This is a genomic window from Paraoerskovia marina (assembly GCF_900105445.1).
Taxonomy (GTDB): Bacteria; Actinomycetota; Actinomycetes; order Actinomycetales; family Cellulomonadaceae; genus Paraoerskovia; species Paraoerskovia marina.
Window position 1 is genome coordinate 161,632 of record NZ_LT629776.1, and the last position, 22,527, is coordinate 184,158.

The 22,527-nt window shown below is 71.9% G+C and carries 23 protein-coding genes; 14 read left to right on the forward strand and 9 right to left on the reverse strand.

Annotated elements, in window-relative coordinates; all coding sequences use genetic code 11:
* Positions 1–121 precede the first annotated feature (121 nt).
* Together BLU20_RS00740 and BLU20_RS00745 are read right to left on the reverse strand one after the other, a co-directional pair.
* On the reverse strand, positions 122–403 hold the full coding sequence (locus BLU20_RS00740; protein ID WP_029251783.1) for an HU family DNA-binding protein: 282 nt from the start codon (positions 401–403) through the stop codon (positions 122–124).
* Between the two features lie 186 nt (positions 404–589).
* Complete coding sequence (locus BLU20_RS00745) at positions 590–1,243, reverse strand: copper resistance CopC family protein (RefSeq protein ID WP_083371203.1); 654 nt, start codon at positions 1,241–1,243, stop codon at positions 590–592.
* Between the two features lie 56 nt (positions 1,244–1,299).
* Here BLU20_RS00745 and BLU20_RS00750 point away from each other — a divergent pair, with 56 nt between their 5' ends.
* Entirely contained in the window at positions 1,300–2,190 is an 891-nt protein-coding gene (locus BLU20_RS00750) for an NADP-dependent oxidoreductase (protein ID WP_083371204.1), read from the forward strand.
* 201 nt (positions 2,191–2,391) lie between these two features.
* Here BLU20_RS00750 and BLU20_RS00755 read toward each other — a convergent pair whose 3' ends face one another.
* The 4 genes from BLU20_RS00755 to BLU20_RS00770 all read right to left on the reverse strand — a co-directional run bounded on the left by BLU20_RS00755 (position 2,392) and on the right by BLU20_RS00770 (position 7,033).
* Positions 2,392–3,231 (reverse strand): SGNH/GDSL hydrolase family protein, encoded by an 840-nt coding sequence (locus tag BLU20_RS00755; RefSeq protein WP_083371205.1) that lies wholly within the window; start codon positions 3,229–3,231, stop codon positions 2,392–2,394.
* 31 nt (positions 3,232–3,262) lie between these two features.
* On the reverse strand, positions 3,263–4,615 hold the full coding sequence (locus BLU20_RS00760) for an MFS transporter (protein WP_172828965.1): 1,353 nt from the start codon (positions 4,613–4,615) through the stop codon (positions 3,263–3,265).
* The gene (locus BLU20_RS00765) at positions 4,612–5,274 is read right to left on the reverse strand and encodes an ArsR/SmtB family transcription factor (RefSeq protein ID WP_083371207.1); all 663 of its coding nucleotides are present in this window, start codon (positions 5,272–5,274) and stop codon (positions 4,612–4,614) included. The genes BLU20_RS00760 and BLU20_RS00765 overlap by 4 nt, the downstream gene beginning before the upstream one ends.
* 283 nt (positions 5,275–5,557) lie before the next feature.
* Entirely contained in the window at positions 5,558–7,033 is a 1,476-nt protein-coding gene (locus BLU20_RS00770; RefSeq protein WP_083371208.1) for a dicarboxylate/amino acid:cation symporter, read from the reverse strand.
* A gap of 420 nt (positions 7,034–7,453) precedes the next feature.
* Here BLU20_RS00770 and BLU20_RS00775 point away from each other — a divergent pair, with 420 nt between their 5' ends.
* Together BLU20_RS00775 and BLU20_RS00780 are read left to right on the forward strand one after the other, a co-directional pair.
* Positions 7,454–8,080 (forward strand): SAM-dependent methyltransferase, encoded by a 627-nt coding sequence (locus BLU20_RS00775; RefSeq protein WP_083371209.1) that lies wholly within the window; start codon positions 7,454–7,456, stop codon positions 8,078–8,080.
* A 47-nt stretch (positions 8,081–8,127) separates the two neighbouring features.
* Positions 8,128–9,180 (forward strand): magnesium and cobalt transport protein CorA, encoded by a 1,053-nt coding sequence (locus BLU20_RS00780; RefSeq protein WP_083371210.1) that lies wholly within the window; start codon positions 8,128–8,130, stop codon positions 9,178–9,180.
* Between the two features lie 12 nt (positions 9,181–9,192).
* Here BLU20_RS00780 and BLU20_RS00785 read toward each other — a convergent pair whose 3' ends face one another.
* On the reverse strand, positions 9,193–10,404 hold the full coding sequence (locus BLU20_RS00785; RefSeq protein WP_083371211.1) for a MalY/PatB family protein: 1,212 nt from the start codon (positions 10,402–10,404) through the stop codon (positions 9,193–9,195).
* 279 nt (positions 10,405–10,683) lie between these two features.
* Here BLU20_RS00785 and BLU20_RS00790 point away from each other — a divergent pair, with 279 nt between their 5' ends.
* The 3 genes from BLU20_RS00790 to BLU20_RS00800 all read left to right on the forward strand — a co-directional run bounded on the left by BLU20_RS00790 (position 10,684) and on the right by BLU20_RS00800 (position 14,482).
* Entirely contained in the window at positions 10,684–11,985 is a 1,302-nt protein-coding gene (locus BLU20_RS00790; RefSeq protein ID WP_083371212.1) for a TrkH family potassium uptake protein, read from the forward strand.
* Between the two features lie 31 nt (positions 11,986–12,016).
* Positions 12,017–12,685 (forward strand): potassium channel family protein, encoded by a 669-nt coding sequence (locus BLU20_RS00795; protein ID WP_157270211.1) that lies wholly within the window; start codon positions 12,017–12,019, stop codon positions 12,683–12,685.
* Between the two features lie 66 nt (positions 12,686–12,751).
* Complete coding sequence (locus tag BLU20_RS00800) at positions 12,752–14,482, forward strand: AMP-binding protein (protein WP_083371214.1); 1,731 nt, start codon at positions 12,752–12,754, stop codon at positions 14,480–14,482.
* Here the strand turns inward: BLU20_RS00800 and BLU20_RS00805 are convergent.
* Positions 14,479–15,186 (reverse strand): hypothetical protein, encoded by a 708-nt coding sequence (locus BLU20_RS00805; protein WP_231959247.1) that lies wholly within the window; start codon positions 15,184–15,186, stop codon positions 14,479–14,481. The genes BLU20_RS00800 and BLU20_RS00805 overlap by 4 nt on opposite strands.
* Before the next feature lie 147 nt (positions 15,187–15,333).
* Between BLU20_RS00805 and BLU20_RS00810 the strand changes: the two genes are divergently transcribed.
* From BLU20_RS00810 to BLU20_RS00830, 5 genes are read left to right on the forward strand one after another with little or no spacing between them, the layout of a single operon-like run.
* Entirely contained in the window at positions 15,334–17,526 is a 2,193-nt protein-coding gene (locus BLU20_RS00810; RefSeq protein WP_172828966.1) for a SpoIIE family protein phosphatase, read from the forward strand.
* Between the two features lie 9 nt (positions 17,527–17,535).
* Positions 17,536–18,042: a universal stress protein gene (locus tag BLU20_RS00815; protein WP_083371216.1), complete on the forward strand. Its 507-nt coding sequence runs from the start codon at positions 17,536–17,538 to the stop codon at positions 18,040–18,042.
* Positions 18,039–18,467, forward strand: a complete 429-nt coding sequence (locus tag BLU20_RS00820; RefSeq protein ID WP_083371217.1) for a fluoride efflux transporter FluC — start codon at positions 18,039–18,041, stop codon at positions 18,465–18,467. Before BLU20_RS00815 ends, BLU20_RS00820 begins: the two co-directional genes overlap by 4 nt.
* The gene (gene crcB, locus BLU20_RS00825; protein ID WP_083371218.1) at positions 18,464–18,832 is read left to right on the forward strand and encodes a fluoride efflux transporter CrcB; all 369 of its coding nucleotides are present in this window, start codon (positions 18,464–18,466) and stop codon (positions 18,830–18,832) included. Before BLU20_RS00820 ends, crcB begins: the two co-directional genes overlap by 4 nt.
* Complete coding sequence (locus BLU20_RS00830) at positions 18,832–19,122, forward strand: hypothetical protein (RefSeq protein ID WP_029251765.1); 291 nt, start codon at positions 18,832–18,834, stop codon at positions 19,120–19,122. Before crcB ends, BLU20_RS00830 begins: the two co-directional genes overlap by 1 nt.
* 11 nt (positions 19,123–19,133) lie before the next feature.
* Here BLU20_RS00830 and BLU20_RS13975 read toward each other — a convergent pair whose 3' ends face one another.
* Positions 19,134–19,616, reverse strand: a complete 483-nt coding sequence (locus BLU20_RS13975) for a WhiB family transcriptional regulator (RefSeq protein WP_083371219.1) — start codon at positions 19,614–19,616, stop codon at positions 19,134–19,136.
* A gap of 112 nt (positions 19,617–19,728) precedes the next feature.
* Here BLU20_RS13975 and BLU20_RS00840 point away from each other — a divergent pair, with 112 nt between their 5' ends.
* The 3 genes from BLU20_RS00840 to BLU20_RS00850 are packed head-to-tail and all read left to right on the forward strand — an operon-like array spanning position 19,729 to position 22,273.
* Positions 19,729–20,478, forward strand: coding sequence for an ABC transporter ATP-binding protein (locus BLU20_RS00840; RefSeq protein WP_172828967.1), 750 nt, complete (start codon positions 19,729–19,731; stop codon positions 20,476–20,478).
* Entirely contained in the window at positions 20,475–21,716 is a 1,242-nt protein-coding gene (locus BLU20_RS00845; RefSeq protein WP_083371221.1) for a hypothetical protein, read from the forward strand. Before BLU20_RS00840 ends, BLU20_RS00845 begins: the two co-directional genes overlap by 4 nt.
* Complete coding sequence (locus BLU20_RS00850; protein WP_083371222.1) at positions 21,713–22,273, forward strand: hypothetical protein; 561 nt, start codon at positions 21,713–21,715, stop codon at positions 22,271–22,273. Before BLU20_RS00845 ends, BLU20_RS00850 begins: the two co-directional genes overlap by 4 nt.
* The last annotated feature ends 254 nt before the right edge of the window (positions 22,274–22,527 follow it).

The following is a 22,527-nucleotide window of genomic DNA, read 5'->3' on the forward strand; positions in this document are numbered from 1 at the left end:
CCGGCGCGGTCACACGCCGCCCGAGACGGCACAGGGCTCGGCTCCCCGGTGGGGAGCCGAGCCCTGACGCGTGTACCGGGGTGTCCCCGGTGGTGCGGCGCGCCTCAGCGCGCCGCGGACGTCACTTCTGGACGGCCTTCTTCAGCACGGAGCCCGCGCTGACCTTCACGCCGTAACCGGCCGGGATCGAGATCTCCTCGCCCGTGCGGGGGTTGCGGCCGGTGCGAGCGGCACGCTCGACACGCTCGACCGACAGCAGGCCGGTGACCTTGACCGCCTCGCCGGCTTCGAGCGACTCGACCAGGACAGCCTGGAGGGCGTCGACGGCCGCGCCGGCGTCGGCCTTCGTCAGGTTGGCCTTCTCGGCAATGGCAGAAACCAGATCAGACTTGTTGAGCGCCATGGGGTTCCTCTCTCGGATGACTCTGGGCTGACACGATCCCGGGTGATCCCGTGATGCGTCGCGCCCTACTGTGCCACCGATTCCGCCGACTTTCCGCACGGAACCGCGAATTTCCGCGTGTCGGAGGGCGATAAACGTCACGTATCGCCCCGCAGCGCCGTCGCGGAGGCGTCGTATCGGTGCAGGTCAGTGCTGTCCGGCAGGCCCGTTGGGGTCGCGCGCCCGACGCACGGCGAGCACCACGACGGCGACGATCAGCGCCACGAGCCCCGCCGCACCGGCAATCAGGCCCCACGGCGTGCCGTCGTCCGAGCCGTCCTCGCCGTCGACGGCCGTGATCGACGCGCTCGCCGTGTCGGTCTCCGTGGCCTCGGCGTCCGACGTCGCGGCGTCGTCGGCCTCCGTCGTCGCCTCGGCAGACTCGTCCGTCGTCCCCTCGACCTCCGGGACGTCGAGGTCGAACGAGAAGGACCCGTCGATCGGGTGGCCGTCGCTCGAGACGACCCGCCACGCGACGTCGTACGTCCCGCTCGTCAGGTCCTCCGGCAGCGGCTGCAGCACGTCGAACCCGTCGACCGTCGGGGTCGTGTCGGTCACGACCGCTCCCGACTCGTCCGTCACGACGACCTCCGGAGAGACCTCGAGAGGCTCTGAGCTGAACGTCAGGGCGATCTCGCTCGGCACCTCGGTCAGCGTGGCGCCGTCCTCGGGGCTCGTCCCGGTGATCGTGTCGTGCGCGGCGGCCGGTGCTGCGAGCAGCACCGCGGCGGCGAGCGCCGTGGCGATCGCGGCGAAGGGGCGGAGGGCGCGACGAGAACGCGCGGAACGTGAAGCAGACATGCGCCCAGACTAGCGTTCGGCTGTCGCCGCCCGGCCCACGGTGCAAGAGTGGCCGGATGAGCACCGTGATCACGTTCGACACCTTCGGCGGACCCGAGGTCCTGCAGGTGTCCGAGACCGAGATCCCCGAGCCGGGCCCGGGGCAGCTGGTCGTCGCGAACCGCGTGGTGGGGATCAACCCCGCCGACGCAAAGATGCTCGCCGGGCTCTTCGGCCCGCAACGATTTCCCGCGACTCCGGGATTCGAGGCCGCGGGCACGGTGCACGCCGTCGGTCCCGACGTCACGGGCTTCTCGGTCGGCGACGAGGTTCTCTGGCACGGCAGCGGCGCACAGCGCGAGCACGCGCTCGTGCAGGCCGCCCACGCGCTCGTGCTCCCCGAGTCCGTGAGCCACGAGCAGGGGGCCGTCCTCCCGGTCGCCGCGGCCACGGCGTTCTCCGCCCTCGCCCAGGTCGACCTCCGGCCCGAGCAGACGGTGCTGATCCACGGAGCCTCGGGCGGGGTCGGCACTGCGGCCGTCCAGATCGCGCTCGCCCTCGGGGCACGCGTCGTCGGTACCGCCTCACCCCGCAACCACGACTACCTCCGCGAGCTCGGGGCCGAGCCTGTCACGTACGGGGACGGGCTCGTGGACGCGGTCCGCGACCTCGGTGGCGTCGACGCCGTCGTCGACCTCGCCGGGACCCCTGACGCCGTGGCCGCCACGGTCGAGCTCCTCGACGACCTCCAGCGTTCCGTGACGACCGTGGGCGGACCGAAGGCCGACGCCGCCGGGATCCCGATGAAGGTCGATGCCAAGGGGGCGCTCGCCGAGGTGCTGGCGCTCGCCGAGAGCGGTCGTCTGCGGACCGAGATCGAGGCGCGCTACCCGCTGACCGCCGCCGCCGAGGCGCTGCGCGCGGTGATGGACGGACACGTGCGCGGCAAGGTTGTGCTCACCGCCTGACCGCGCGGCGGCGAGACGCGGTTTCGACAAGCTCAACCCCCGTCGATCGAGCCTGTCGAGACCCCGTTCCGACGAGCTCAACAACCGCCGGTCGAGCCTGTCGAGACCCCGTTCCGACGAGCCCAACCCCCGCCGGTCGAGCCAGTCGAGACCCCTCCGTCTCGACAGGCTCGACGAGCGACAGGCTCGACGAGAGCCCGGTCAGCCGAACATCCCCTGGGCGGCCGCGGCGTCGTACACCGTCTGCGCGATCAGGGCCTGCCCGCTCACCGACGGGTGGAACCCGTCGAGGGTGGAGAGGTTCCCGAGCGAGAACGACGTCGCATGGACGGCGCCGCGATCGCTCCAGACCTGCGGGTCCGCGGCAGCGATGGCCTCGAGCTCTGCGTTGAGCCCGTCGATGCTCTCGCCGACGGCCGCGAGACGGTCCTGCGTGGCCGCCGAGCTGCTGCGCGGGTCGCCGAGGACGATCGAGCAGTGGTCCCACGCGGCCCAGCGGACGCGCGTGCGCCAGTCGCCCTTGCCCACGTCGCGCAGTCGCTCGAGGTCGGGGACGGAGACGAGGAGGACGTCGACGTCGGGAGCGGTGGACCGTACGACGTCGATCGCGTCCTGGACGTCGGCCGCGTACGCCGCGGGGTCCGGGAGGTCGTCGACCCCGGAGGCCCCGCAGACGTCGTTGGCACCGATCATGACGGTCGCGACGTCGGGGCGGACCCACCGGGCGAGGGCCGCCTGGTCGTGGAGGTCGCCGGCGGTCGCGCCGAGCTCCGCGAACGTCAGCGCGTAGACGTCACCGCCGTCCGGCCGCAGGCGCTCGGCGAGCGGGTTCACCGACGCACTGGTCCCGGTGGCCCACGAGTACGTGGACCGCAGGCGGAGCGAACCGTCGGCGCCGAACCCACGAGAGATCGAGTCACCGAGGGAGACGACGACGTCGGGCGGGTCGGACGCCTCGGCGGCGTTTGCCGGAACGGCGGCGACGGTGAGCGTCGCCGCGGCGGCGGCGATCAGCGCGATGGTTCGACGGACGGGGTTCATGGCACTCCTCGACGGTGAGTTGTGACGCGGGTCACTTCGAGGATGGCACCGGTGCCGACTCGTCGCCCGTCCGGCGCGGCACACGGATCCCGACGAGGGCAAGCGCGCCCAGGCACAGCGCGGCGGCTGTGACCGCGAACCCCCAGGCGAGCGACGTCGCACCGGCCAGCGCACCGATCGCGAGGCTCGCCACCACTCCCCCGCTCTGCAGCGCCATCGAGCTGACCGACAGGATCGTCGCCCGCTCCGCGGAGCTCACCGACCGGTGCGTCAGGTTCTCGACGAGGGGACCACCGATGCCGAGGAAGACGTAGAAGACGACGAACGCCGTCGCCGCCACCCCGAGCACCGGAACGGCCACGGCCGCGAGCGCCACCGAGCCGAGCACCGCCGCGACCACCACGCCGCGCGAGTCGGACCGCGTCACCCGGCGCACGGCGGGCGCGAGCGCGGACCCGAGGGCCGACCCGCCGAACCCGAGCGTCACCAGCACCGCGTACGGCGCCGCGGCCGCCGCCTCGCCGCCGAGGAGCTCGGCGAACGCGTTCGGTGCGAGCAGCTCGATGCCGGCCAAGGCGACCCCGAGGCCCACCGTGAACGTCATGATGCGCCGCAACGTCCGGTGGTGCACCGCCAGCCGCAGACCCCGCGCGACCGTCGCCGGGACGTCAGCGACGATGTCCCGCAACGTCGCACGCCGCTCCCGGGGCACGTCCCGGACCCAGACCGCCACCATCACCAGATGCACGAGGCCCAGGGCCGCAGCCAGCAGGAAGGGGGTCGAGAGCGCGATCAGCACGGCATCGTCGGTCGGGAACGGGGAGACGGCGACGACGCCACCACCCACGAGCGCACCGACACCCAGGCCGAGGGACTCCGCCACCCCGGCGCGGGAGAGTCCCGGCGTCAGATCTGCGTCCCGGTCGACGGCGTGAACGGAATCGACGTACCAGGCCTGCAGCGGGCCCGAGTCGAGCGCCCGCGCCGCACCGAAGACGGCGTAGGCGATACCGAGGGCCAGGGCGGAGGTCCCGGTCGCGAGCAGGAGCAGCGCGACGAACGTCATCGCGGACGAGATCACCAGCACCGGTCGGCGTCCGACCACGTCTGCGAGACCACCCGTCGGGAGCTCGAGGGCGAGGGTCACGACGCTGTACACCGCACCGAGCAGCCCGATGGTCGCCAGGTCCAGTCCGCGCTCGCGCATCAGGAGCACGAGCACCGGGATGACGACGCCGGTCGGGAACCACCGCAGTGCGGTGAGCACGACGAAGCGCCGCCGGGCCCGCAGGAGCCCGCCGCCGGTTGAGCCTGTCGCCCCGCCGGTTGAGCCTGTCGAAACCGGGATCTCGCCCGGCTCCCCACGCCCCTCGGCCCGACTCACTCGCCACGCTCCTCGGCCCGACGTCCGGCGAACCCCGCATAGGCGTAGGCGAAGAACCGGACGAGTCGCGCGGCGTCGGGACGCGCGGTCGCGTCGTCCTCGCGGTGCTCGTACTCCCCGAAGATGTCGTAGATCCGCTGCGTGACGTCGCGGAGCTCGTCCGGGGTGAGCCACGCGAGCATGTCCGTCGAGAGGGCGGCGTCGCGCCACTCGGCGGGCTCGGCGGCGTCGTTGTCGCGGTAGCGGCGCCAGGAGTCGAAGCGGAACTCGTCGACGGTCTGCGCCAGCAGTCGCCCGGCCGAGCGCCCGGCGGCCGTCGACTCGTCCCACCGGATGCCGCCGTCACGGGACTTCCACGGGCGCTCGCGGCCGTGGCCGCCGCCCGCGGGCTCGACGTGCCCGTACCGGGCGAGCTGGCGCAGGTGGTACGAGCAGGACGCCGGGGACTCGCCCAGCTTCTCGGCGCACTGGCTCGCGGTCAGCGGCCCCTCGGCAAGCAGGTCGATGAGGGCGAACCGCAGCGGGTGCGCGAGGGCGCGGAGCTCGCGGGGGTCGGTGATGTCGCGGACGGGCCACGCCGGCGTCGGCCGTGCCGCTTCCCCGCCGGGGGTCGGCTCGCCGTCCTGCGGGACGTCGTCGGGAGTCTGTGGTGCAGTCATGCATTGAAAGTACTCTTTCGAAAGAACTCTGTCAATACCGGTGAGAGAACTGCCGACCACGTGGTTGCGGCCACCAACAGAGTCAGATGGGGTCGACAACCACGTGGTCGGCAGAGTTGAGGTAGGGCTGGCGTCTCGACAGGCTCGACGGACGGAACGACAGGCCCGCGTCTCGACAGGCTCGACGGACGGAACGACAGGCCCGCGTCTCGACAGGCTCGACGAACGAACCGACAGACCCGCGTCTCGACAGGCTCGACGGACGGGCCTGTCGAGACCGAGGTCAGCGCGCCGGCTCGAGCTCCCGGTCCTCGGACGTCCCGGCGATGCCGTCCGTACCGTCCGCACCGTCCGACGCGCCCTCGACCTCGGGCTCGTCGTCGGCGAACAGGTCCTCGGTGTTGACCGAGTCGTACTGCTCGAGGTCGAGGATGCCCTCGCGCTTGGCGACGACGGTCGGCACGAGCGCCTGGCCCGCGACGTTGACCGCGGTGCGGCCCATGTCGAGGATCGGGTCGATCGCGATCAGGAGGCCGACGCCCGCGAGGGGCAGGCCCAGGGTGGAGAGCGTCAGCGTGAGCATCACGAGCGCGCCGGTGAGCCCCGCGGTCGCCGCGGACCCGACGACGGAGACGAACGCGATGAGGATGTAGTCCGTGATCGAGAGGTCGATCCCGAAGATCTGCGCGACGAAGATCGCCGAGATCGCCGGGTAGATCGAGGCGCAACCGTCCATCTTGGTGGTCGCGGCGAGCGGCACGGCGAACGACGCGTACTCACGCGGCACACCGAGGTTCCGCTCGACGACGCGCTCGGTGACGGGCAGCGTGCCGATCGAGGAGCGTGAGACGAACGCGAGCTGGATCGCGGGCCACGCACCCTTGAAGTACGACGAGATCTTCAGGCCGTTGGACCGCAGCACGATCGGGTAGACGACGAACAGGACGATCGCCAGGCCGACGTAGATCGCGACGGCGAACGTGGCGAGCGGCTGCAGCAGGTCCCAGCCGTAGGTCGCGATGGCACGGCCGATCAGGCCGAGCGTGCCGAGCGGCGCGAGGCGGATGACCCACCACAGCACCTTCTGGATCACGGCGAGCGCCGAGCGGTTGAACTCGACGAACGGCTCGGCCGCCTTGCCGGACTTCAGTGCGGCGATCCCGACGACGAGCGCGATCACGACGATCTGGAGGACGTTGAAGGAGATCGACGTCTCGGCACCGGTGACGACGCCGTCGGCGCCGGTCTCGAGCGAGGTCCCGGCGTCGAGTCCGAGGTAGTTGCCCGGGATCAGGCCGTTGAGGAAGTCGAGCCACGACCCCTGGCTGCTGGGCTCGGCGGCCGCGTCGGTGGACAGCGAGGAGTCGTTGCCCGGCTGGAACAGCAGGCCGAGGCCGATGCCGACGGCGACGGAGATCAGCGCGGTGATCGCGAACCAGAGCAGCGTCTGACCGGCGAGGCGTGCGGCGTTGGTGACCTTCCGCAGGTTGGCGATCGAGGCGACGATCGCGGTGAAGACCAGCGGCGGGACGATCGCCTTCAGCAGCGTGATGAACGAGCCGCCGATGGTGGAGAGCGTCACGGTCAGCCAGTTCTCCTCGCCGTCCGCGGCGGGGCCCATGGAGAGCGCGAGCCACCCGAGGAGCACGCCGAAGACCAGCCCGAGCACGATCTGGGTGGAGAACGAGGGGAGCCTCAGCCGGCGTCGAGGCTTCTCGACGGCGGACTCGGCCGGTGGTGCGGTGGTGGATGAAGACACAGAGGTACCTCTCGACGGACACGCAGCGGACGGCGGCCGCAGGGGTGAGCGGCAGCCACGGGTGCGTGGGGATACGGGGGGAAGTGCCGTGGTGGACGGCGGCCGGTCGCGGTCTCGGAGGGCCGCGACGGCGGGCGCTGGCTCGGGAGGCCCCGGAGCGTCAGGCGCGAGGGGTCAGCAACAGAGCGCGCTGGCGACCCGGCGAAGGTCGACGGCGCGTCGTTCGATCAAGTTCCACGTGGTCACGTGGTGTGCTCCCTCAGTCTGTCGACGACCGGAGTGGCCCGGTCGACGGACACAACATCTACACGCTGCCGATCTATTCCACCAACTCACGAACCGGTGCTGAGACTTTGTGACAACGTCGTCAGAGAGCGCTTCCAGCCGGTGCCAAGACCTCACGTGGTGCAGTCTGGTGCCATGGAGAACCCGCCGCACGACGCCGAATTCTGGGACGAGCGCTATCGTTCCGCGCCCGCCGTCTGGAGCGGGCGTCCCAACCCGCGCCTCGTCGAGCACGCGGGCGACCTGGCCCCGGGCCGCGCCCTCGACGTCGGATGCGGGGAGGGCGCGGACGTGCTCTGGCTCGCCGAGCGAGGCTGGCAGGTCACCGGCGTCGATCTCTCGCAGGTCGCGCTGGACCGGGCCGCAGGGCACGTCGCCCAGGCGGGTCCCGACGTCGCGGCTCGTGCGACGTGGGAGCGGGTGGACCTGCTGGAGTGGTCGCCGTCCGAGACCTACGACCTCGTCAACGTCCAGTTCATGCACCTGCCGACTCCGACGCTCCGGTCCGTGCACCGTCGACTCGCTGCGGCCGTGCGACCGGGCGGGACATTGCTGATCGTGGGCCACCACCCCTCCGACCGCGAGGTCGGGTTCGAGCGGCCACGGATCGCGGAGATGCTCTTCATGCCCGCGGCGGTCGCGGAGTCCCTGGGCACCGGGTGGGAGATCATGACGGCGGCCGCCGCGCCGCGAGAGGCGACCAACCCCGACGGCGAGGTCGTCACCATCCACGACACCGTGGTCCGCGCCGTCCGACGGTAGCGTCACACCCCGCCACCGTCCCCGCACCCCTGCAGACAGGAGTACCGATGTCGCCCCGCTTCGGCCCCCACCGTTTCGGCTCCGGCCGGGTCCGCACGTCACGTGCGATCCCGCCCCGTCCGACGTCGGAGGGCATGGTCACGCTGTACCGGCGCGGCGTCGCGGATGAGCCGAGCGACGACATCCCGGCCGCGGTCACGCGCGCCCGTGCCGACGAGCAGGGCGACCTGATCGCGACGATCACCTACGACCGTCCGACACCCGCCGACGTCGCGCGGGTCGCCTCGCTCCTGGACCTGCCGCCGCTGCTCGCGGAGGACCTGGAGCACGCCCGCCAGCGCCCCAAGGTCGAGCGCCACGGCGACGCGCTGTTCGTGGTGATGAAGGCCGCCGACTACGTCGAGTCCGCGGAGGACGTCGTCCTGACCGAGCTGCACGTCGTCGTGCTCGGGAACGTGGTGCTCGTCGCCCGGCACGGCGGTGTCCACAGCCCCATGAAGCTGGACCGGGAGATCCCTCAGGAGGTTCTGGCGCTCGGCCCCGAAGCCACGCTCTACGCGGTGCTCGACCAGATCGTCGACGGGTACTTTCCGGTGCTGCAGGAGATCGAGACCGACGTCGACGAGATCGAGCGGCAGGTGTTCACCGGCGACGACGCCGCCCCCGAGCGCATCTACCGGCTCAGCGGCGAGGTGATCGACCTCAAGCACGCCGTCATCCCGCTGCGCGAGGTCGTCGCCCGTCTGCGCCGCGGCGCCCCCGACCACGACGTGCCGCCCGCCCTGGAGGCGTATCTGCAGGACGTCGAGGACCACCTGCGCCGCGCGACGGACCGCGTCGTCGAGATCAGCAGCAGCCTCGACCGCATCATGACGGTCAACGCGACGCTCGTCGGGCAGCGGCAGAACGAGGACATGAAGCGGATCTCGTCCTGGGCCGCCATCCTGTTCACCCCGACGCTCGTCGCCGCGATCTACGGCATGAACTTCGCGTTCATGCCCGAGCTCCAGTGGCGGTGGGGGTACCCGGCGTCGATGGTCCTGATGCTCGGGCTCGGGCTCGGGCTCTACTGGGCGTTCAAGCGCCGCGGCTGGCTCTGACGCCCCTGACCCTCAGAGGGCTCGGACCGCGCGTCCCATCCGCTCGACCGCCTCGGTGAGGACGGCGGGTGACGTCGCGAGGTTGACGCGCACGTGCCCGGCCCCGCCGGTCGCAAAGCTGGGGCCAGGGTTCACGGCCACACGGGCGTGGTCGAGGAAGAATCGCGACGGGTCCGTCCCGGCCTGCCCCGGCAGCGTGCGTGCGTCGAGCCACGCGAAGTACGTCGCCTCCGTGGGTGTGTACCCGAGCTCGGGGAGGTGCTCGCCGAGCAGGTCGCCGAACAGGCGCTTGTTGCGGTCGATGCCGGCGAGCACGGAGTCGAGCCAGTCCACACCGTCGGTCAGCGCCGCGGAGTGCGCGATCACCGCGAGGTGCGAGACGGCGTGGTTGGCAACCTCGGGGATGCGCCGCAGGTCGTCGGCCGCAGCCGGCCCGCCGACGGCGATCGCGGCCTTGAGACCGGCCAGGTTCCAGGCCTTCGACGCCGAGAGCACGGCGACGGCGTCGTCGGAGCCCGGGACGGACAGCAGCGGGGTGTACGTCGGACCGGACGCACCGACGGGCCGGGTGATCGGCGCGTGGATCTCGTCCGCGACGACGCGCACGCCGTGCTCGGCCGCGAGCGCCAGCAGCGCCTCCAGCTCGGCCGGGGTGTGGGCGACCCCCGTGGGGTTGTGCGGGTTGCACAGCAGATAGACGGCGCGCTGACCGCTGCCCGGGCCGGTGCCGAACGCCGCACGACCCGTCGCCTCCGCGAACGCCGCGTCGAGTGCGGCGAGGTCGAGGCGGTCGTCCGCACCGAGCGGCGCCTCGACGATCCGGCGTCCCTCGGCGCGCGGGAACGTGTAGAACGGCGGATAGACGGGCGGGCTGACGACGACGGCGTCCCCCGGCCCCGTGAGGACCTTGATCACCTCGGTCAGCCCGACCATGACGTCGGCCAGGGTGCGCGTGCGCGCGACGTCGAGGTCCCACCCCCAGCGGTCGTGCGCGAACGCGGCGAACGCCTCGGCGTAGACGGGACCGAAGTCGTACCCCGTGTCGCCGGTCTGCAGGGCACGGCCCACGGCGTCCGACACCGCCGGAGCGATGCTGACGTCCATCTCCGCCACCCAGAGCGGGAGGACGTCGGGCGCGTACGCCCTCCACTTCACGGAGGTCCGACGGCGCAGCTCGTCGAGGGTGTAGGTGTCCAGCGGGGTGGTGGGGTCGTCGGCAGTCACACGGGGAACGCTACCCGGCGAGGTGGTCCGGGTCTCGACAGGCTCGACCCACGGCGGTTGAGCCCGGCGGTCGACCCACGGTGGTTGAGCCCGGCACTCGGCCCACGGTGGTTGAGCCCGTCGAAACCCGGCGAGGTGGTCCGGGTCTCGACAGGCTCGACCCACGGTGGTTGAGCCCGTCGAAACCCGGCGAGCCGCCGAACGACGACAGGTCTACGATCGTGCGTCGTGGCCCTGACTCGGGTAGGACGCCGGTTCCGCCGGTTGCACCCTGCACAGATGATCGTGCTCGGATTCTTCAGCGCGCTCGTGCTCGGGACGCTCGCCCTGATGCTGCCCGTCGCGACGGCGGGCGACGAGCCGGCCGACTTCATGGTCTCCCTGTTCACCGCGGCCTCCGCGGTCTGCGTGACGGGCCTGACCGTCGTCGACACCCCGACGCACTGGAGCGGGTTCGGGCAGGTGGTGATCCTGCTGCTGATCCAGGTCGGCGGGCTCGGGATCATGACGTTCGCGACCACGCTGGGGCTGCTCGTGACGCGGCGGATGCGGATGCGCTCGCGCCTCTCGGCGGCCGCCGAGACCAAGACCGGCTCGATCGGCGGAGTGCGGGGGCTCCTGATCGGCGTGGTGCGGACGGCCCTGCTGATCGAGCTCGCGGTGGCGTTCGTGCTCTGGCTGCGGTGGTGGATCGGGTACGGCGAGCACCCGCTGCAGGCTGCGTGGCTGGCCGTCTTCCACTCGGTCTCGGCGTTCAACAACGCCGGGTTCGCGCTGTGGTCGGACAGTCTGAGCCGGTACGTCGCGGATCCGTGGATCTGCCTGCCGATCATCGGCGCCGTGGTGCTCGGCGGGCTCGGGTTCCCCGTACTGCACCAGCTTCGGCGGTACCACGGTCGCGTGCTGCACTGGTCGATGAACACCCGGATCGTCCTGCTGATGACGGGCGTGCTGCTCGCGCTCGGCAGCGTGCTGTTCCTCGCGACGGAGTGGGCGAACCCGGCGACGCTGGGTCGCCTCGACCTCGGCGGCAAGGTGCTGGCGGCGTTCACGCACTCGGCGATGACGCGGACCGCGGGGTTCAACACGATCGACACGTCGGCGATGACGTCGACGAGCTGGTTCGGCACGGACATCCTCATGTTCATCGGCGCCGGCCCGGCCGGGACGGCCGGAGGCATCAAGGTCACGACGTTCGCGGTGCTGTTCTTCATCATCCTGACCGAGGTGCGTGGCGAGGCGGCGGTCAACGTCCTCGGCAAGCGCCTGCCCCGCACCACCCACCGCCAGGCGATCAGCGTCGCGCTCCTGGCGATGGCCGCCGTCGTGGGGTCGACGATGATCCTGCTGGCGATGGAGGACTTCGGGCTCGACCGCACGCTGTTCGAGGTCATCTCCGCGTTCGCGACCGTCGGGCTGTCGACGGGCATCACGCCCGACCTCCCGACGGCGGCCCAGCTCATCCTCGTCGCCCTGATGTTCATGGGACGGCTCGGGCCCATCACGCTCGCCACCGCCCTGGTGCTGCGCCGCCGGCGCCGCATGTACGAGCTCCCCAAGGAAAGGCCGATCATTGGCTAGGTCATCGAAGTCGTCATGGCTCCCGCAGCGCGTGCCGCAGAGCCTCGCGGACGCCGACTCGGTCGTCGTCATCGGGCTCGGCCGGTTCGGCCGCTCCCTCGCGCTCGAGCTGATGAAGTCCGGCATCGAGGTGCTGGGGATCGACGCCCGCGAGGACGTGGTCCAGGCGCTCGACGGGCACCTGACCCACGTCGTGCGCGCCGACTCGACCAAGGACGAGGCGCTGCGTCAGCTCGGCGTGCCCGAGTACGACCGCGCGGTGGTCGGCATCGGGTCGCACCTGGAGTCGTCGATCCTGACCACGTCGCTCCTGCTGCGCTACGGCGGGATCGAGGTGTGGGCCAAGGCGATCAGCGACGAGCACGGCCAGATCCTCGACCAGCTGGGCGTGCCGCACGTGGTCTACCCGGAGCACGACATGGGCAAGCGGGTCGCACACCTGGTGCGCGGATCGGTGCAGGACTACGTCGAGTTCGAGGACGGGTTCGCGATGGTCAAGACGACGCCGCCCGCACGGTACGTCGGGACGCCGATCGCGCAGACCGACATCCGTTCCCGGCACCGCGTGACCGTGGTCGCGCGGCGCCCGCAGGGCAGGTCGTGGAGCTACGCCAGCAACGACACGTGCCTCGAGGCCGACGACACGATTATCGTCGCCGGACAGGTCAAGGACGCGGAGGCGTTCAGCCGGATGCGGTGACGGCCCCGGGCCCGCCCGCGGGCGGGCCTGCACCGAACCTACGCAACCGTAGGTTACGGTAGCGTAGTGACCACTTCACCGGACCGCCCCTGGCTCGCGCACTACCCCGCCGGAGTCCCCGCGGAGGTCGAGGTGCCGGACGAGGACGTCCACGCGGGCCTGCGCGACGCCGCGGCTCGCTGGCCCGAGCACGTCGCCCTCGACTTCTTCGGGAAGGCGACGACCTACGCCGAGCTCGACGCCGCCGTCGACCGCGCCGCGAGCGCCCTCCTGGAGCTCGGCGTGCGGCCCGGGGACCGTGTCTCCCTCGTCCTGCCGAACTGCACGGCGCACGTCGTCGCGTTCTACGCCACGCTTCGCGTCGGAGCGGTCGCGGTCGAGCACAACCCGACGCACACGGCCGAGCAGCTCGGCGACCAGATGGTCACGACCGGTTCCACCGTGGCGCTCGTGTGGACCGTCGCGCTCGACGCGGTCCTGGGGGTCCGGCACCGGACGGACGTCGCCCACGTCGTGGCCGTCGACATGGCCCAGGACCTTCCGCTCGCCAAGCGCCTCGCGCTACGCCTGCCCGTCGCCCGTGCGCGCAGGCTCCGTGCCGCGATGCAGGCCACCGTGCCGGCCGGGACGCCGCGGTGGGAGACGCTGACCCGCGCGGCCGCCCCGCTCCCGGCCGACCACCCCCGGCCCGCGGCGTCGGACACCGCCCTCCTGCTCTTCACGGGTGGCACCACCGGCACCCCGAAGGCCGCCGAGCTGACGCACCGCAACCTGGTCGCCAACTCGACGCAGGGCATCGCCTGGGCGGGCTTCGCCCCGGGGGCCGAGGTCGTCTACGGCGCGCTCCCGTTCTTCCACGCGTTCGGCCTGACCCTGTGCCTGACGCTCACGGCCCGGATCGGTGCGACGCTCGTCATCTTCCCGACCTTCGACGTCGACGCGGTCGTCGACGCGCAGCGACGCCGTCCCGCGACGTTCGTCCCCGGCGTCGCGACGATGTTCGACCGCCTCGCGACGGCCGCCGAGCAGCAGCCGCCCCGCGCCGACGGGACGCCGTTCTTCTCCACCGCCCGCATCTCGATCGGTGGCGCGATGCCGATCTCCCCCACGACGGCGGCCCGCTGGGAGTCGGCCACCGGCGGCCTGCTGATCGAGGGGTACGGGATGACGGAGACCTCCCCGATCAGCATCGGCAACCCCTGCTCCGCCGAGCGCCGGCCCGGCACGCTCGGGCTGCCCTTCCCGTCGACCGAGATCCGGATCGTCCCGCAGGGTGCCGCCGGCACGGACGACGAGGTCGCACCGGACGAGACCGGCGTCCGACGCGGCGAGCTCCTCGTCCGCGGCCCCCAGGTCTTCGCGGGCTACTGGGAGAACCCGGAGGAGACCGCGCAGGTGCTGACCTCCGACGGCTGGATCCGCACGGGCGACGTGGTGACCATGAGCCCCGAGGGGGTCGTGACGCTCGTCGACCGGGTCAAGGAGATGATCGTGACCAACGGCTTCAAGGTCTTCCCGTCCCAGGTCGAGGACGTGCTCCGTGCGTTCCCGGGCGTGCGGGAGGCCGCCGTCGTCGGCCTGCCCGACCAACGGTCCGGCGAGCACGTCGCCGCAGCGCTCGTCGTCGACGGCGGCACGCTGCCGACGCTCGAGGCCATCCGGGCACACTGCGAGGCGGTGCTCGCCCGCTACGCCCTGCCGCGGGAGATCGTGATCGTGCCCGAGCTGCCTCGCTCGCAGATCGGCAAGGTGCTGCGCCGCGTGCTGCGGGACGACCTGATGGCCCGCGCGAACTAGGCCGCGCTGGTCGGGCCTGCCGGACGGACGCGCTCGACCCAGTCCTCGGGGACCAGGCTCGGCACGGGCAGATCTGCCGACCCGTCCCACACCCGGCACTCGTCGATCGTGTCGGAGAGCAGGTCGTGCATCACCTGGTCGGCGTCGAAGGTCGCCGACTCGGCGATCGCCTGGACGGAGACCGCCACGATGCTGGGGGCGGCGTCACGCAGGAACCGCGCCCTGCGGATCCGCGCGTCGCCGGCGAACTCTCGGGCCCACGCCGCCGTGCGGGGCGCGGCGTCGAGCGCCTCGACGGACCGCGGGGTGAGCGTCCCGGCCGGGCGCCCCTCCAGGTCGTCGAGCATCCGCTCTGCGCCGACGATGGCCACGGCCAGGGTCTGCTGACGGTCGTCGGCGGCGATGGGCATCGCCGTCGTCGCCGCGCGGAGCGCGATCCGGACGGTCCACGACGGGTCGGTGCTGTTGAGACCGATCACCGACGGCACCAGGACGGCGAGTCGGGGCCGGGCGGCGTTGGTGGTCAGGTCGTTGATCGCGCGGGCCATCAGCGCGAGCGTCGGGTGCGTGCAGGCGGGGTGGTCGGACCACTTCTCCCCCGCCAGGTAGGACGCGAGCTCCATGAAGCACGCGCCCCGGCGCGGGTTTCGATGGCGCCCGCGGCCGAGCAGGGGAAGCGAGTCGTAGGTTCCAGCAGTGTTCACAGGGAACACCCCCTCGATGGGCAGTCAGGTCCCTCTCAGTGTGCGACTGTGACCTACGCCACGCAACGGGGGGTGAAATTACAACGCGCCATATCCCGATCGGCGGGATTACCGGCATTCGTGCCGGATCGTGGCGATACTGGGTCGATGGGCACGACGGAATCGGTGCGCGAGCTCGTCGAGGCAGGACTCGGCGACGCCATACCCGACCCGTCGTTCGACCGGCTCGCGTCGCTCGTCCGCCGCGAGCTCGACGTCACGGGTGCCGCGGTCAGCATCCTCCTGCCGGACCACCAGGTGCTGCCCGGTGCCGACGGTCTGCCCGAGCCCGCCCAGACCGCGCGCAGGATCCCGCTGGACAGGTCCATGTGCCACGTCGTCGTCGAGACGGACACCCCGTACGTCGTCGCGGACCTGGGTGCGGCGATGCCAGCCGGGGACGCCGAGGTGCTCGCCGAGTACGGCATCGTCGCCTTCGCGGGGTTCCCGGTCCGCGACATGCGCGACCGTGCGGTCGGCGCGCTCTGCGCGTACTCGTCGGTCCCGCGGGAATGGTCCGAGACGGATCTCGCCGTCCTGGCCGACGTCGCCGCGGCCTGCTCCGCGGAGGTTCGGCTTCGCGCCGAGCGGGAGCGCGCCCGTCGGATCCAGCACGTCGCGGTCCGCGCCAACCGGCACAGCCGGGCTCTGCTGATGCTGAGCGAGGCGTTCTCGGACGCCCAGTCCGTCGCCGACGTCGAGGAGACCCTGGCGCGGGTCGCGAGCGCCGGACTCGGTGCCCGGTGGACCCGCCTCGCGCTGGCGGACCACGACGGGCGCAGTCTCACGCGGGTCTCGAACCGGTTCGTGCCGCCCGACGAGGCCGGCGCCGGCACCGTCACACCGCTCGACAGCGACACCCCCTGCGCCGCGGTCTGCCGCACCCGCATCCGCAGGTTCTTCGCGAGCCCGGCCGAGGTGATGGCCGAGTTCCCCGACGAGGCCGTCGACCTGGCGACGGGAGCTCGGGTGCTGATCCCGCTCGTCACCCGGCGCCGGCTCGCGGGGGTGATCACGCTCGTGTGGGACGGGCCGCACGCGCCGGACCACCACGAGGAGGAGATCACCGAGGCGCTCGGTCGGTACACCTCCCAGGCGCTCGAGCGCGTGCGGATCGTCGAGGACCGGCGGGAGGTCGCCAAGACCCTCCAGAGCGCGATGCTCACGGACCTGCCGGCGGTGCGCGGGCTCGAGCTGGCGTCGACGTACGCCCCGGCCAAGCAGTTCGACCAGGTCGGGGGCGACTGGTACGACGCCGTCGTGCTCGACGAGAACACCGTCGTGCTGATGATCGGCGACGTCACCGGCCACGACATGCACGCCGCCGCGCTGATGGGTCAGCTGCGCTCGATGCTCCGGACGTTCGCGTGGAGCCAGGACGAGTCGCCCGCGATCCTTCTCGGTCTCCTGGACCGGGCGAACGCCGGCCTCGGCCTCGGCGCGACGGGCACCGCGATCGTCGCCCGGCTCGAGCGGCGCCCGGGGCAGGAGGGGTACGAGCTCACGTGGTCGAGCGCCGGCCACCTCCCGCCGCTCGTGCGCCGCGGGGAGGATGCCGCGGAGCTCCTGTCCGGGCAGTCGGACATGATGCTGGGCATCCGGCCGGAGTCGCGGCGGGTCGACCACACGGCGCACCTCGACCCGGGCGACACCCTCCTGCTCTACACCGACGGACTCGTCGAGCAGCGGACCGCGACCACCGGCATGGACTTCGGTTCGGTGCTCGACGCGCTCCACGCCTACGGCGACGGGCCGACCGGCGGGCTGCCGTCGTCGCTCGTGCGCCAGGTCCTGTCCCACCAGCAGGACGACGTCGCGGTCCTCGCCGTGCGCGTGCGGCACGGCATCGCCTCGCCCTCGGCGACGGACGCACGCCCCCTCCGCGCCGAGCGGGACCTGCCCGACCGTCTCGACTCCGCCGGGCGTGCGCGCCGATGGGTGGACGACCTGCTCGACAGCTGCGAGGTCCCGCACAGCCGACGCCGCGACGTCATGCTCCTGACCAGCGAGGTCGTGACCAACGCCCTGCAGCACGGGTCGCCCCCCGTGCACCTGCGCATCCGGATCGACGACCACATGATCCGCCTCGAGGTCGAGGACAGCTCGACCGACAACCCCGTGATCCGCGAACCCGGGCTGTACGACGCCGGGGGGCGCGGCATGCAGCTCGTCGACCGGTTCGCGACGTCGTGGGGCGTGGACCTCCACGAGAACGGCAAGCAGGTGTGGTTCGAGATCCCCCGCGAGGCCGAGCGCCGCGGGCGGCTGTCCAGCAACGCGCAGGTCGGTACGCGGCGATAGCGTGACGTCATGACGACCACCCCCGCACCCGGCAGTCCTGGCGACGGCCCCGTCGTCGTGGGCGTGCATCCTGGGCTGAGCGAGGACGTCGCCCGCCGGGCCGGGCAGCTCGCCGCACGGCTGGGCGTCGACCTGGTGGCCGTCTGGGTGGACCCGGCACAGGCGCTGGTCCACGAGGGCGGCAGGACCGAGGTCGTGCCGATCGACCCCGACGGTGCCGCCGACACGGCGAGCGCGGTCGCGTCCCTGCGACAGGAGCTGTCCGACGAGCTCACCCCTCTCGCCGTGCCGTGGACGCTGGAGACGACGGCCGGGGACGTCGCGGACCGTCTTGCGGCCGTCGCGGAGCGGCTCGACGCCACGCTGATCGTCGTCGGCACGCACCGGGCCGGACTCGGCCGCTGGGCCGAGACCGTCGTCGGGCACGCCCTGGGCGGGCGGCTGTCGCACTCGCAGCACCGCCCCGTCGTCGTGCTCCCGAACCTCCACCACGACAAGCGCGCCGAGAGCCCGTGAGCACGGCGTCCTCCCCCCGCCCCCCGTACGCCACCGGCTCGTTGATCGCGCTCGTCGCGCTCGGCGGTGCCGTCGGGACCGCCGGCCGGTACGGCCTGGCGCTCGCCCTCCCCGTGGTGGGTGGCTGGCCGATCGCGACCCTGACGGCGAACCTCCTCGGCGCGTTCCTTCTCGGACTGCTGACCGAGGCGCTCGTGCGCCGCGGTCCGGAGACGACCGGGCTGCGGCGGCTGCGGCTCGGGCTCGGCACGGGCGTGCTCGGTGGGTTCACCACGTTCTCGAGCCTCGCGTTCGAGATCGAGCGCCTCGTCTCCGGCGGCACGGCCGGCGTCGCGACGGCGTACGCCGCGGTCACGCTCCTCGGCGGGTTCCTCGCCTGCTTCGCCGGGATCTGGTGGGCGGCACGACGGCAGGCCGCGGCATGAACTTCGTCCTCGTCTGCCTCGCGGGCGGCCTCGGCGCGGCGGCCCGGTTCGTCACCGACGGTGTGATCCGTGCCCGGCGGCGCACCGCCTTCCCCTGGGCGACGTTCGCCGTCAACGTCGCCGGCTCCTTCCTGATCGGGATCTTCATGGGGATCGTGCTCTTCCACGACGGCGCCGATGCCTGGCACCTGTACGCCGCCACCGGATTCTGCGGCGGCTTCACCACCTTCTCGACGGCGATGGTCGAGACGGTGCGACTCGTCCAGTCCGACCGCGCCCCGCTGGCCGTCGCCAACGCCGTCGGGACGCTCGTCGCCGCAGTGGCGGCCGCCGCCGTCGGGCTCGCGATCGTCGGAGCACTCTGATGCCCTCCTACCGCGTGGTGCTCGCCGTCGGCGTCCTGGAGCGCGGCGTCGACCCGGCGCGCGTGCTCCCCACGGCGGCCGACGCCGTCGCCGAGCTCGCGACCGTCGAGGCGAACGAGATCGGCGTCGTCCGCGGCCAGGCACGCATCACGGTCCGCTTCATGGCCGACACCGACGTCGACGCCGCCCGTGTCGGCCAGCACGTCTACCACCGCATCGACGGCCTGGCCGAGACCTCCCCGCCGCGCATCACGCGCCGCTGGGGAAACCGGTGGCATCCGCTTCGCTGACCGCGTCGGCCTCAGCCGGAGTCCCTCCCCCCGTCAACCCGTGTTGACGACGCCCAACGCTTGTGGGCGGCCTGCCGGCTCAGGCCGAACGCACGTCCGACGACCTCCCAGGAATGCCCCGCGGCCCGCGCCGTCGCGACCGCCTGGGCGACGACGGACTCCGAGAGCGCAGCGGCTCGCACCGCGTCATCGAGCGCCGAGAGAGAGGCGTCCCGCGTCGAGACCTCGCTGCTCCAACGGCGACGGACGGCGCGGCGCTCGGCGTCGACGCGCGCCCGTTCGTGCGGCAGGAGACCGCCCCAGATGCCGTGCACCTCACTCATCCCGACCGTCCGGCACTCCTCGATGACCGGACAGACGACGCAGATCGCCAGCGCCTGAACACGGCTCGCCTGCGCGTCGCGGAAGAACAGCCCGACGTCGACTCCGGCGCATGCCGCCCGGCCCCACCATTCGCGCGCGCCGAGCGCGGATCCAGCCTCTATCGCCCCCATGCCGCCAGTATCGACCCGGGTGCGGGTCCGTGACCTGCTGTTTTGCTCCAAGGTTCCGTGCGGATGGGCTGCGACTCGGCACAAACGCTCCCGGTGGACCCTCGGAGGACCCATGCTCGTCGCAGAACAGGTGCACCGTGCCTATGGCGCGCGATCGGTGTTGAACGACATCTCGATCACGATCAACACCGGCGTGACCGCGCTCCTCGGCGTGAACGGCGCCGGCAAGACGACTCTTCTGTCGATTCTTGCCGGCGCCCTGCGCCCCGACAGCGGGTCCGTCCGCATTGACGACGAGGAGGTCTTCGGGAGTTCCGCGAGCAGGCGTCGGGCGCTGGGGAAGGTGGCGCTCATGCCGCAGAGCGCCACCTTCCCTCCGCACATGACTGCGCTCGAGGTCGTGGAGTACCTGACGTGGATGCGCGGTGCGAGCGCGCGCCACGCCCGGATCGTCGCGAAGGACGCCCTGCGACGGGTCCTGCTCGACGATCGTGCGTCGTCCAAGATCAAGACACTCTCGGGCGGAATGGTCCGACGGGTGTGTCTCGCACAGGCGATCGCCTCGGGGGCCGAGCATCTCTGCCTCGACGAACCCAGCACAGGGCTGGATCCTCAACAACGACGCGCGATGGTGGGCCTTCTCGCGGAGCTGGAAGGGACGGTGCTGCTCAGCAGCCACGTCATGGAGGACGTCGCCGACCTTGCTCAGAACGTCCTCGTGCTCGACGCCGGTGCGATCATCTTCGCCGGCGGACTTGCCGACCTGGCGGATCTCGCACCCGACGGCGTCGACGAGCGCCGGGCCGAGGCGGGCTTCCTGTCGGTCCTGACATCCTCCGTCGACACGACTCCCCGACAGTGACCGCGATCCGCGCCTGGGCGCTGAGGTCTTCGGCGGGATGGCTGTTCGGCGGCCTCTGCGTCATCGTCGCCGCGGTGATCGTCTCCCGGAGCGGTTGGCAGTGGCAGGGCCAGTGGGCCGTCAGCTGGGGAGCCGGGACGTCGATCGTCCTCTCGCCGCTCCTGGCGGGTGTGGTCGCGTTCGACGTCCATCGCTTCCTGACGCCCGGTCTTCGGCTCCTCACCGCCAGCGCGCAACGCGGTGCCCGAAGTGTCGTCGCGCTCGTCGTCGTCCTCACCGTGGCCGCGGCGGTCCCGTGGTTCGCGGGAATGTCGACGACCTCCGTTCGCGCGGCAGCGACGGGTGCTCCACCGCTCATGACGACATGGCTCGTCTACGTGGCACTGGGTGTCGCGGTCCTCGGGGCGGCGGCATCCGTCGGTCTCCTCGTCGGCACCCTCGTTCCTCATCTGCTGGCGGGGCCCGCTGCTGCGGCACTCGTGTACGTCGGGCCGATTCTCGTGCTCCCGCTCGGGCTCCAGGGGATCCTGAGCGTCGGGGGCGCGACCGGCCCGACCTATGGCATGGTCCCCAACCCGACCGTCGTCGCTGCCACAATCGCCGTCAACCTCTCGCTCATGGTGCTCTGCAGCGTTGCGGCGCTGGGTCGGCTCGGACTTCGACCGAGCTCCGGCAAGGCGCTGCCGATCGCGCTGGTCATCGTGCTGGCCGTGTCGCTCGTGGCGCTCGTCGGTTCCGACCCGCGCACACATTCCCTGACGGGGACGACGGACGTCGTGTGCACCGGCACGTCCCCCGAGACCTGCGGGCCGACGGACGCCTCGGCCGTCCTGGAGGTCGCGTCGCGAGACCTCGAGGACGCGAGCTCGAGGCTGACCGCGGCCGGGTTCACGTTTCCCGATGAATACGCGCTGGACGCTCCGACGATGCCGGCTGACGAGACCCGTGGGCTCCTCTTCGTCGACCCGACGACCCTGCAGGGCGACCACATGAGTGAGTGGGATCGTGGGCTCACTCTCGCGACGCCCGCTGCATGTCCCGAGTTCTACGGCGACGCCGTGCCTGTCGAGCTGCTGGATGCTCAGGCAGCCCTGAGCCTGTGGTTCGTGGCGGCTCTCTCGACGTCGGAAGACATCGCACCGACAGACCCCGACACCGTGGCCGCGGTCTCGACCCTCGACGCGTTGCGTGCATGCGACTCGAGCGCGCTGCCGGACTGGGACTACGCGACTCGATGATCGCACTACGCCCGGGACGATGGCTGACGACGTCGGCCGTTCTTGCGCTGCTCGCGGTCACCGGATGGCTGAGCCGCACGACGTTCGTCACTGTCCCGCTCCTCCAGGAGCGACTACCCGCTCCGCTGCTGATCGCGATCGCCGTGGCGGCGGTCGCGACGACCCCGCTCCACGAGACGTTCCCCGATCTCGTCCGCACGCTCCCCCGCGCGCGGACGGTGCACGCCCTCGGCGTCGGCGCGGTGCTCGTTCTCGCGTGCGCCAGCATGTATCCGGCCCTGGCCACGTCGACGCGAGGCACGGTGGACCAACAGGTCGCACTCCCACTGTTCCTGCTCCTCCTCGGCATGGCTCTCGTCGGCGTCGCGCACTTCGGGCGAGCCACACCCTTGATCGTGCTTGCCCTCGGGCTGACGACACTTCCCGTGATGACCGCCCCGGGAAACCCGGTCACTGCGACGCTCGCTGCGCTGCCCGACGTCGTCGCGGCGACCATGACGCTCGGCGCGGCGGCCCTCCTCCTCGTCCGTGGACCACGTCGCGAGCACGCCCGGTAGGTACACCTGAAGGCTCACGACGCCCCGATTACCACACTGCTATCAGCACCTCTGGTGAGGTGATCCCCGTGCACCACTGTCCTGGATCTATCGCGCCGTCGGACGGGCGAGGCGAGCCGGTCCGAGCCAATACCCCTCACGCGTGCGGTCGAGCCGCACTCCGGGGGCGTACGACTGGAACGCATTGACGGTCACCGCGTGCAGGACCAGCACTTCGTGCCTGGGATCGTCGAGCCGCCACCCGCTACCGTGGG

Bases quoted from the DNA above. Each gene is read 5' to 3' on its own strand.
- BLU20_RS00740 (WP_029251783.1), bottom strand. From the start codon at position 403: ATGGCGCTCAACAAGTCTGATCTGGTTTCTGCCATTGCCGAGAAGGCC.
- BLU20_RS00745 (WP_083371203.1), bottom strand. From the start codon at position 1,243: ATGTCTGCTTCACGTTCCGCGCGTTCTCGTCGCGCCCTCCGCCCCTTC.
- BLU20_RS00750 (WP_083371204.1), top strand. From the start codon at position 1,300: ATGAGCACCGTGATCACGTTCGACACCTTCGGCGGACCCGAGGTCCTG.
- BLU20_RS00755 (WP_083371205.1), bottom strand. From the start codon at position 3,231: ATGAACCCCGTCCGTCGAACCATCGCGCTGATCGCCGCCGCCGCGGCG.
- BLU20_RS00765 (WP_083371207.1), bottom strand. From the start codon at position 5,274: ATGACTGCACCACAGACTCCCGACGACGTCCCGCAGGACGGCGAGCCG.
- BLU20_RS00775 (WP_083371209.1), top strand. From the start codon at position 7,454: ATGGAGAACCCGCCGCACGACGCCGAATTCTGGGACGAGCGCTATCGT.
- BLU20_RS00780 (WP_083371210.1), top strand. From the start codon at position 8,128: ATGTCGCCCCGCTTCGGCCCCCACCGTTTCGGCTCCGGCCGGGTCCGC.
- BLU20_RS00790 (WP_083371212.1), top strand. From the start codon at position 10,684: ATGATCGTGCTCGGATTCTTCAGCGCGCTCGTGCTCGGGACGCTCGCC.
- BLU20_RS00810 (WP_172828966.1), top strand. From the start codon at position 15,334: ATGGGCACGACGGAATCGGTGCGCGAGCTCGTCGAGGCAGGACTCGGC.
- BLU20_RS00815 (WP_083371216.1), top strand. From the start codon at position 17,536: ATGACGACCACCCCCGCACCCGGCAGTCCTGGCGACGGCCCCGTCGTC.
- crcB (WP_083371218.1), top strand. From the start codon at position 18,464: ATGAACTTCGTCCTCGTCTGCCTCGCGGGCGGCCTCGGCGCGGCGGCC.
- BLU20_RS00830 (WP_029251765.1), top strand. From the start codon at position 18,832: ATGCCCTCCTACCGCGTGGTGCTCGCCGTCGGCGTCCTGGAGCGCGGC.
- BLU20_RS13975 (WP_083371219.1), bottom strand. From the start codon at position 19,616: ATGGGGGCGATAGAGGCTGGATCCGCGCTCGGCGCGCGCGAATGGTGG.
- BLU20_RS00840 (WP_172828967.1), top strand. From the start codon at position 19,729: ATGCTCGTCGCAGAACAGGTGCACCGTGCCTATGGCGCGCGATCGGTG.
- BLU20_RS00850 (WP_083371222.1), top strand. From the start codon at position 21,713: ATGATCGCACTACGCCCGGGACGATGGCTGACGACGTCGGCCGTTCTT.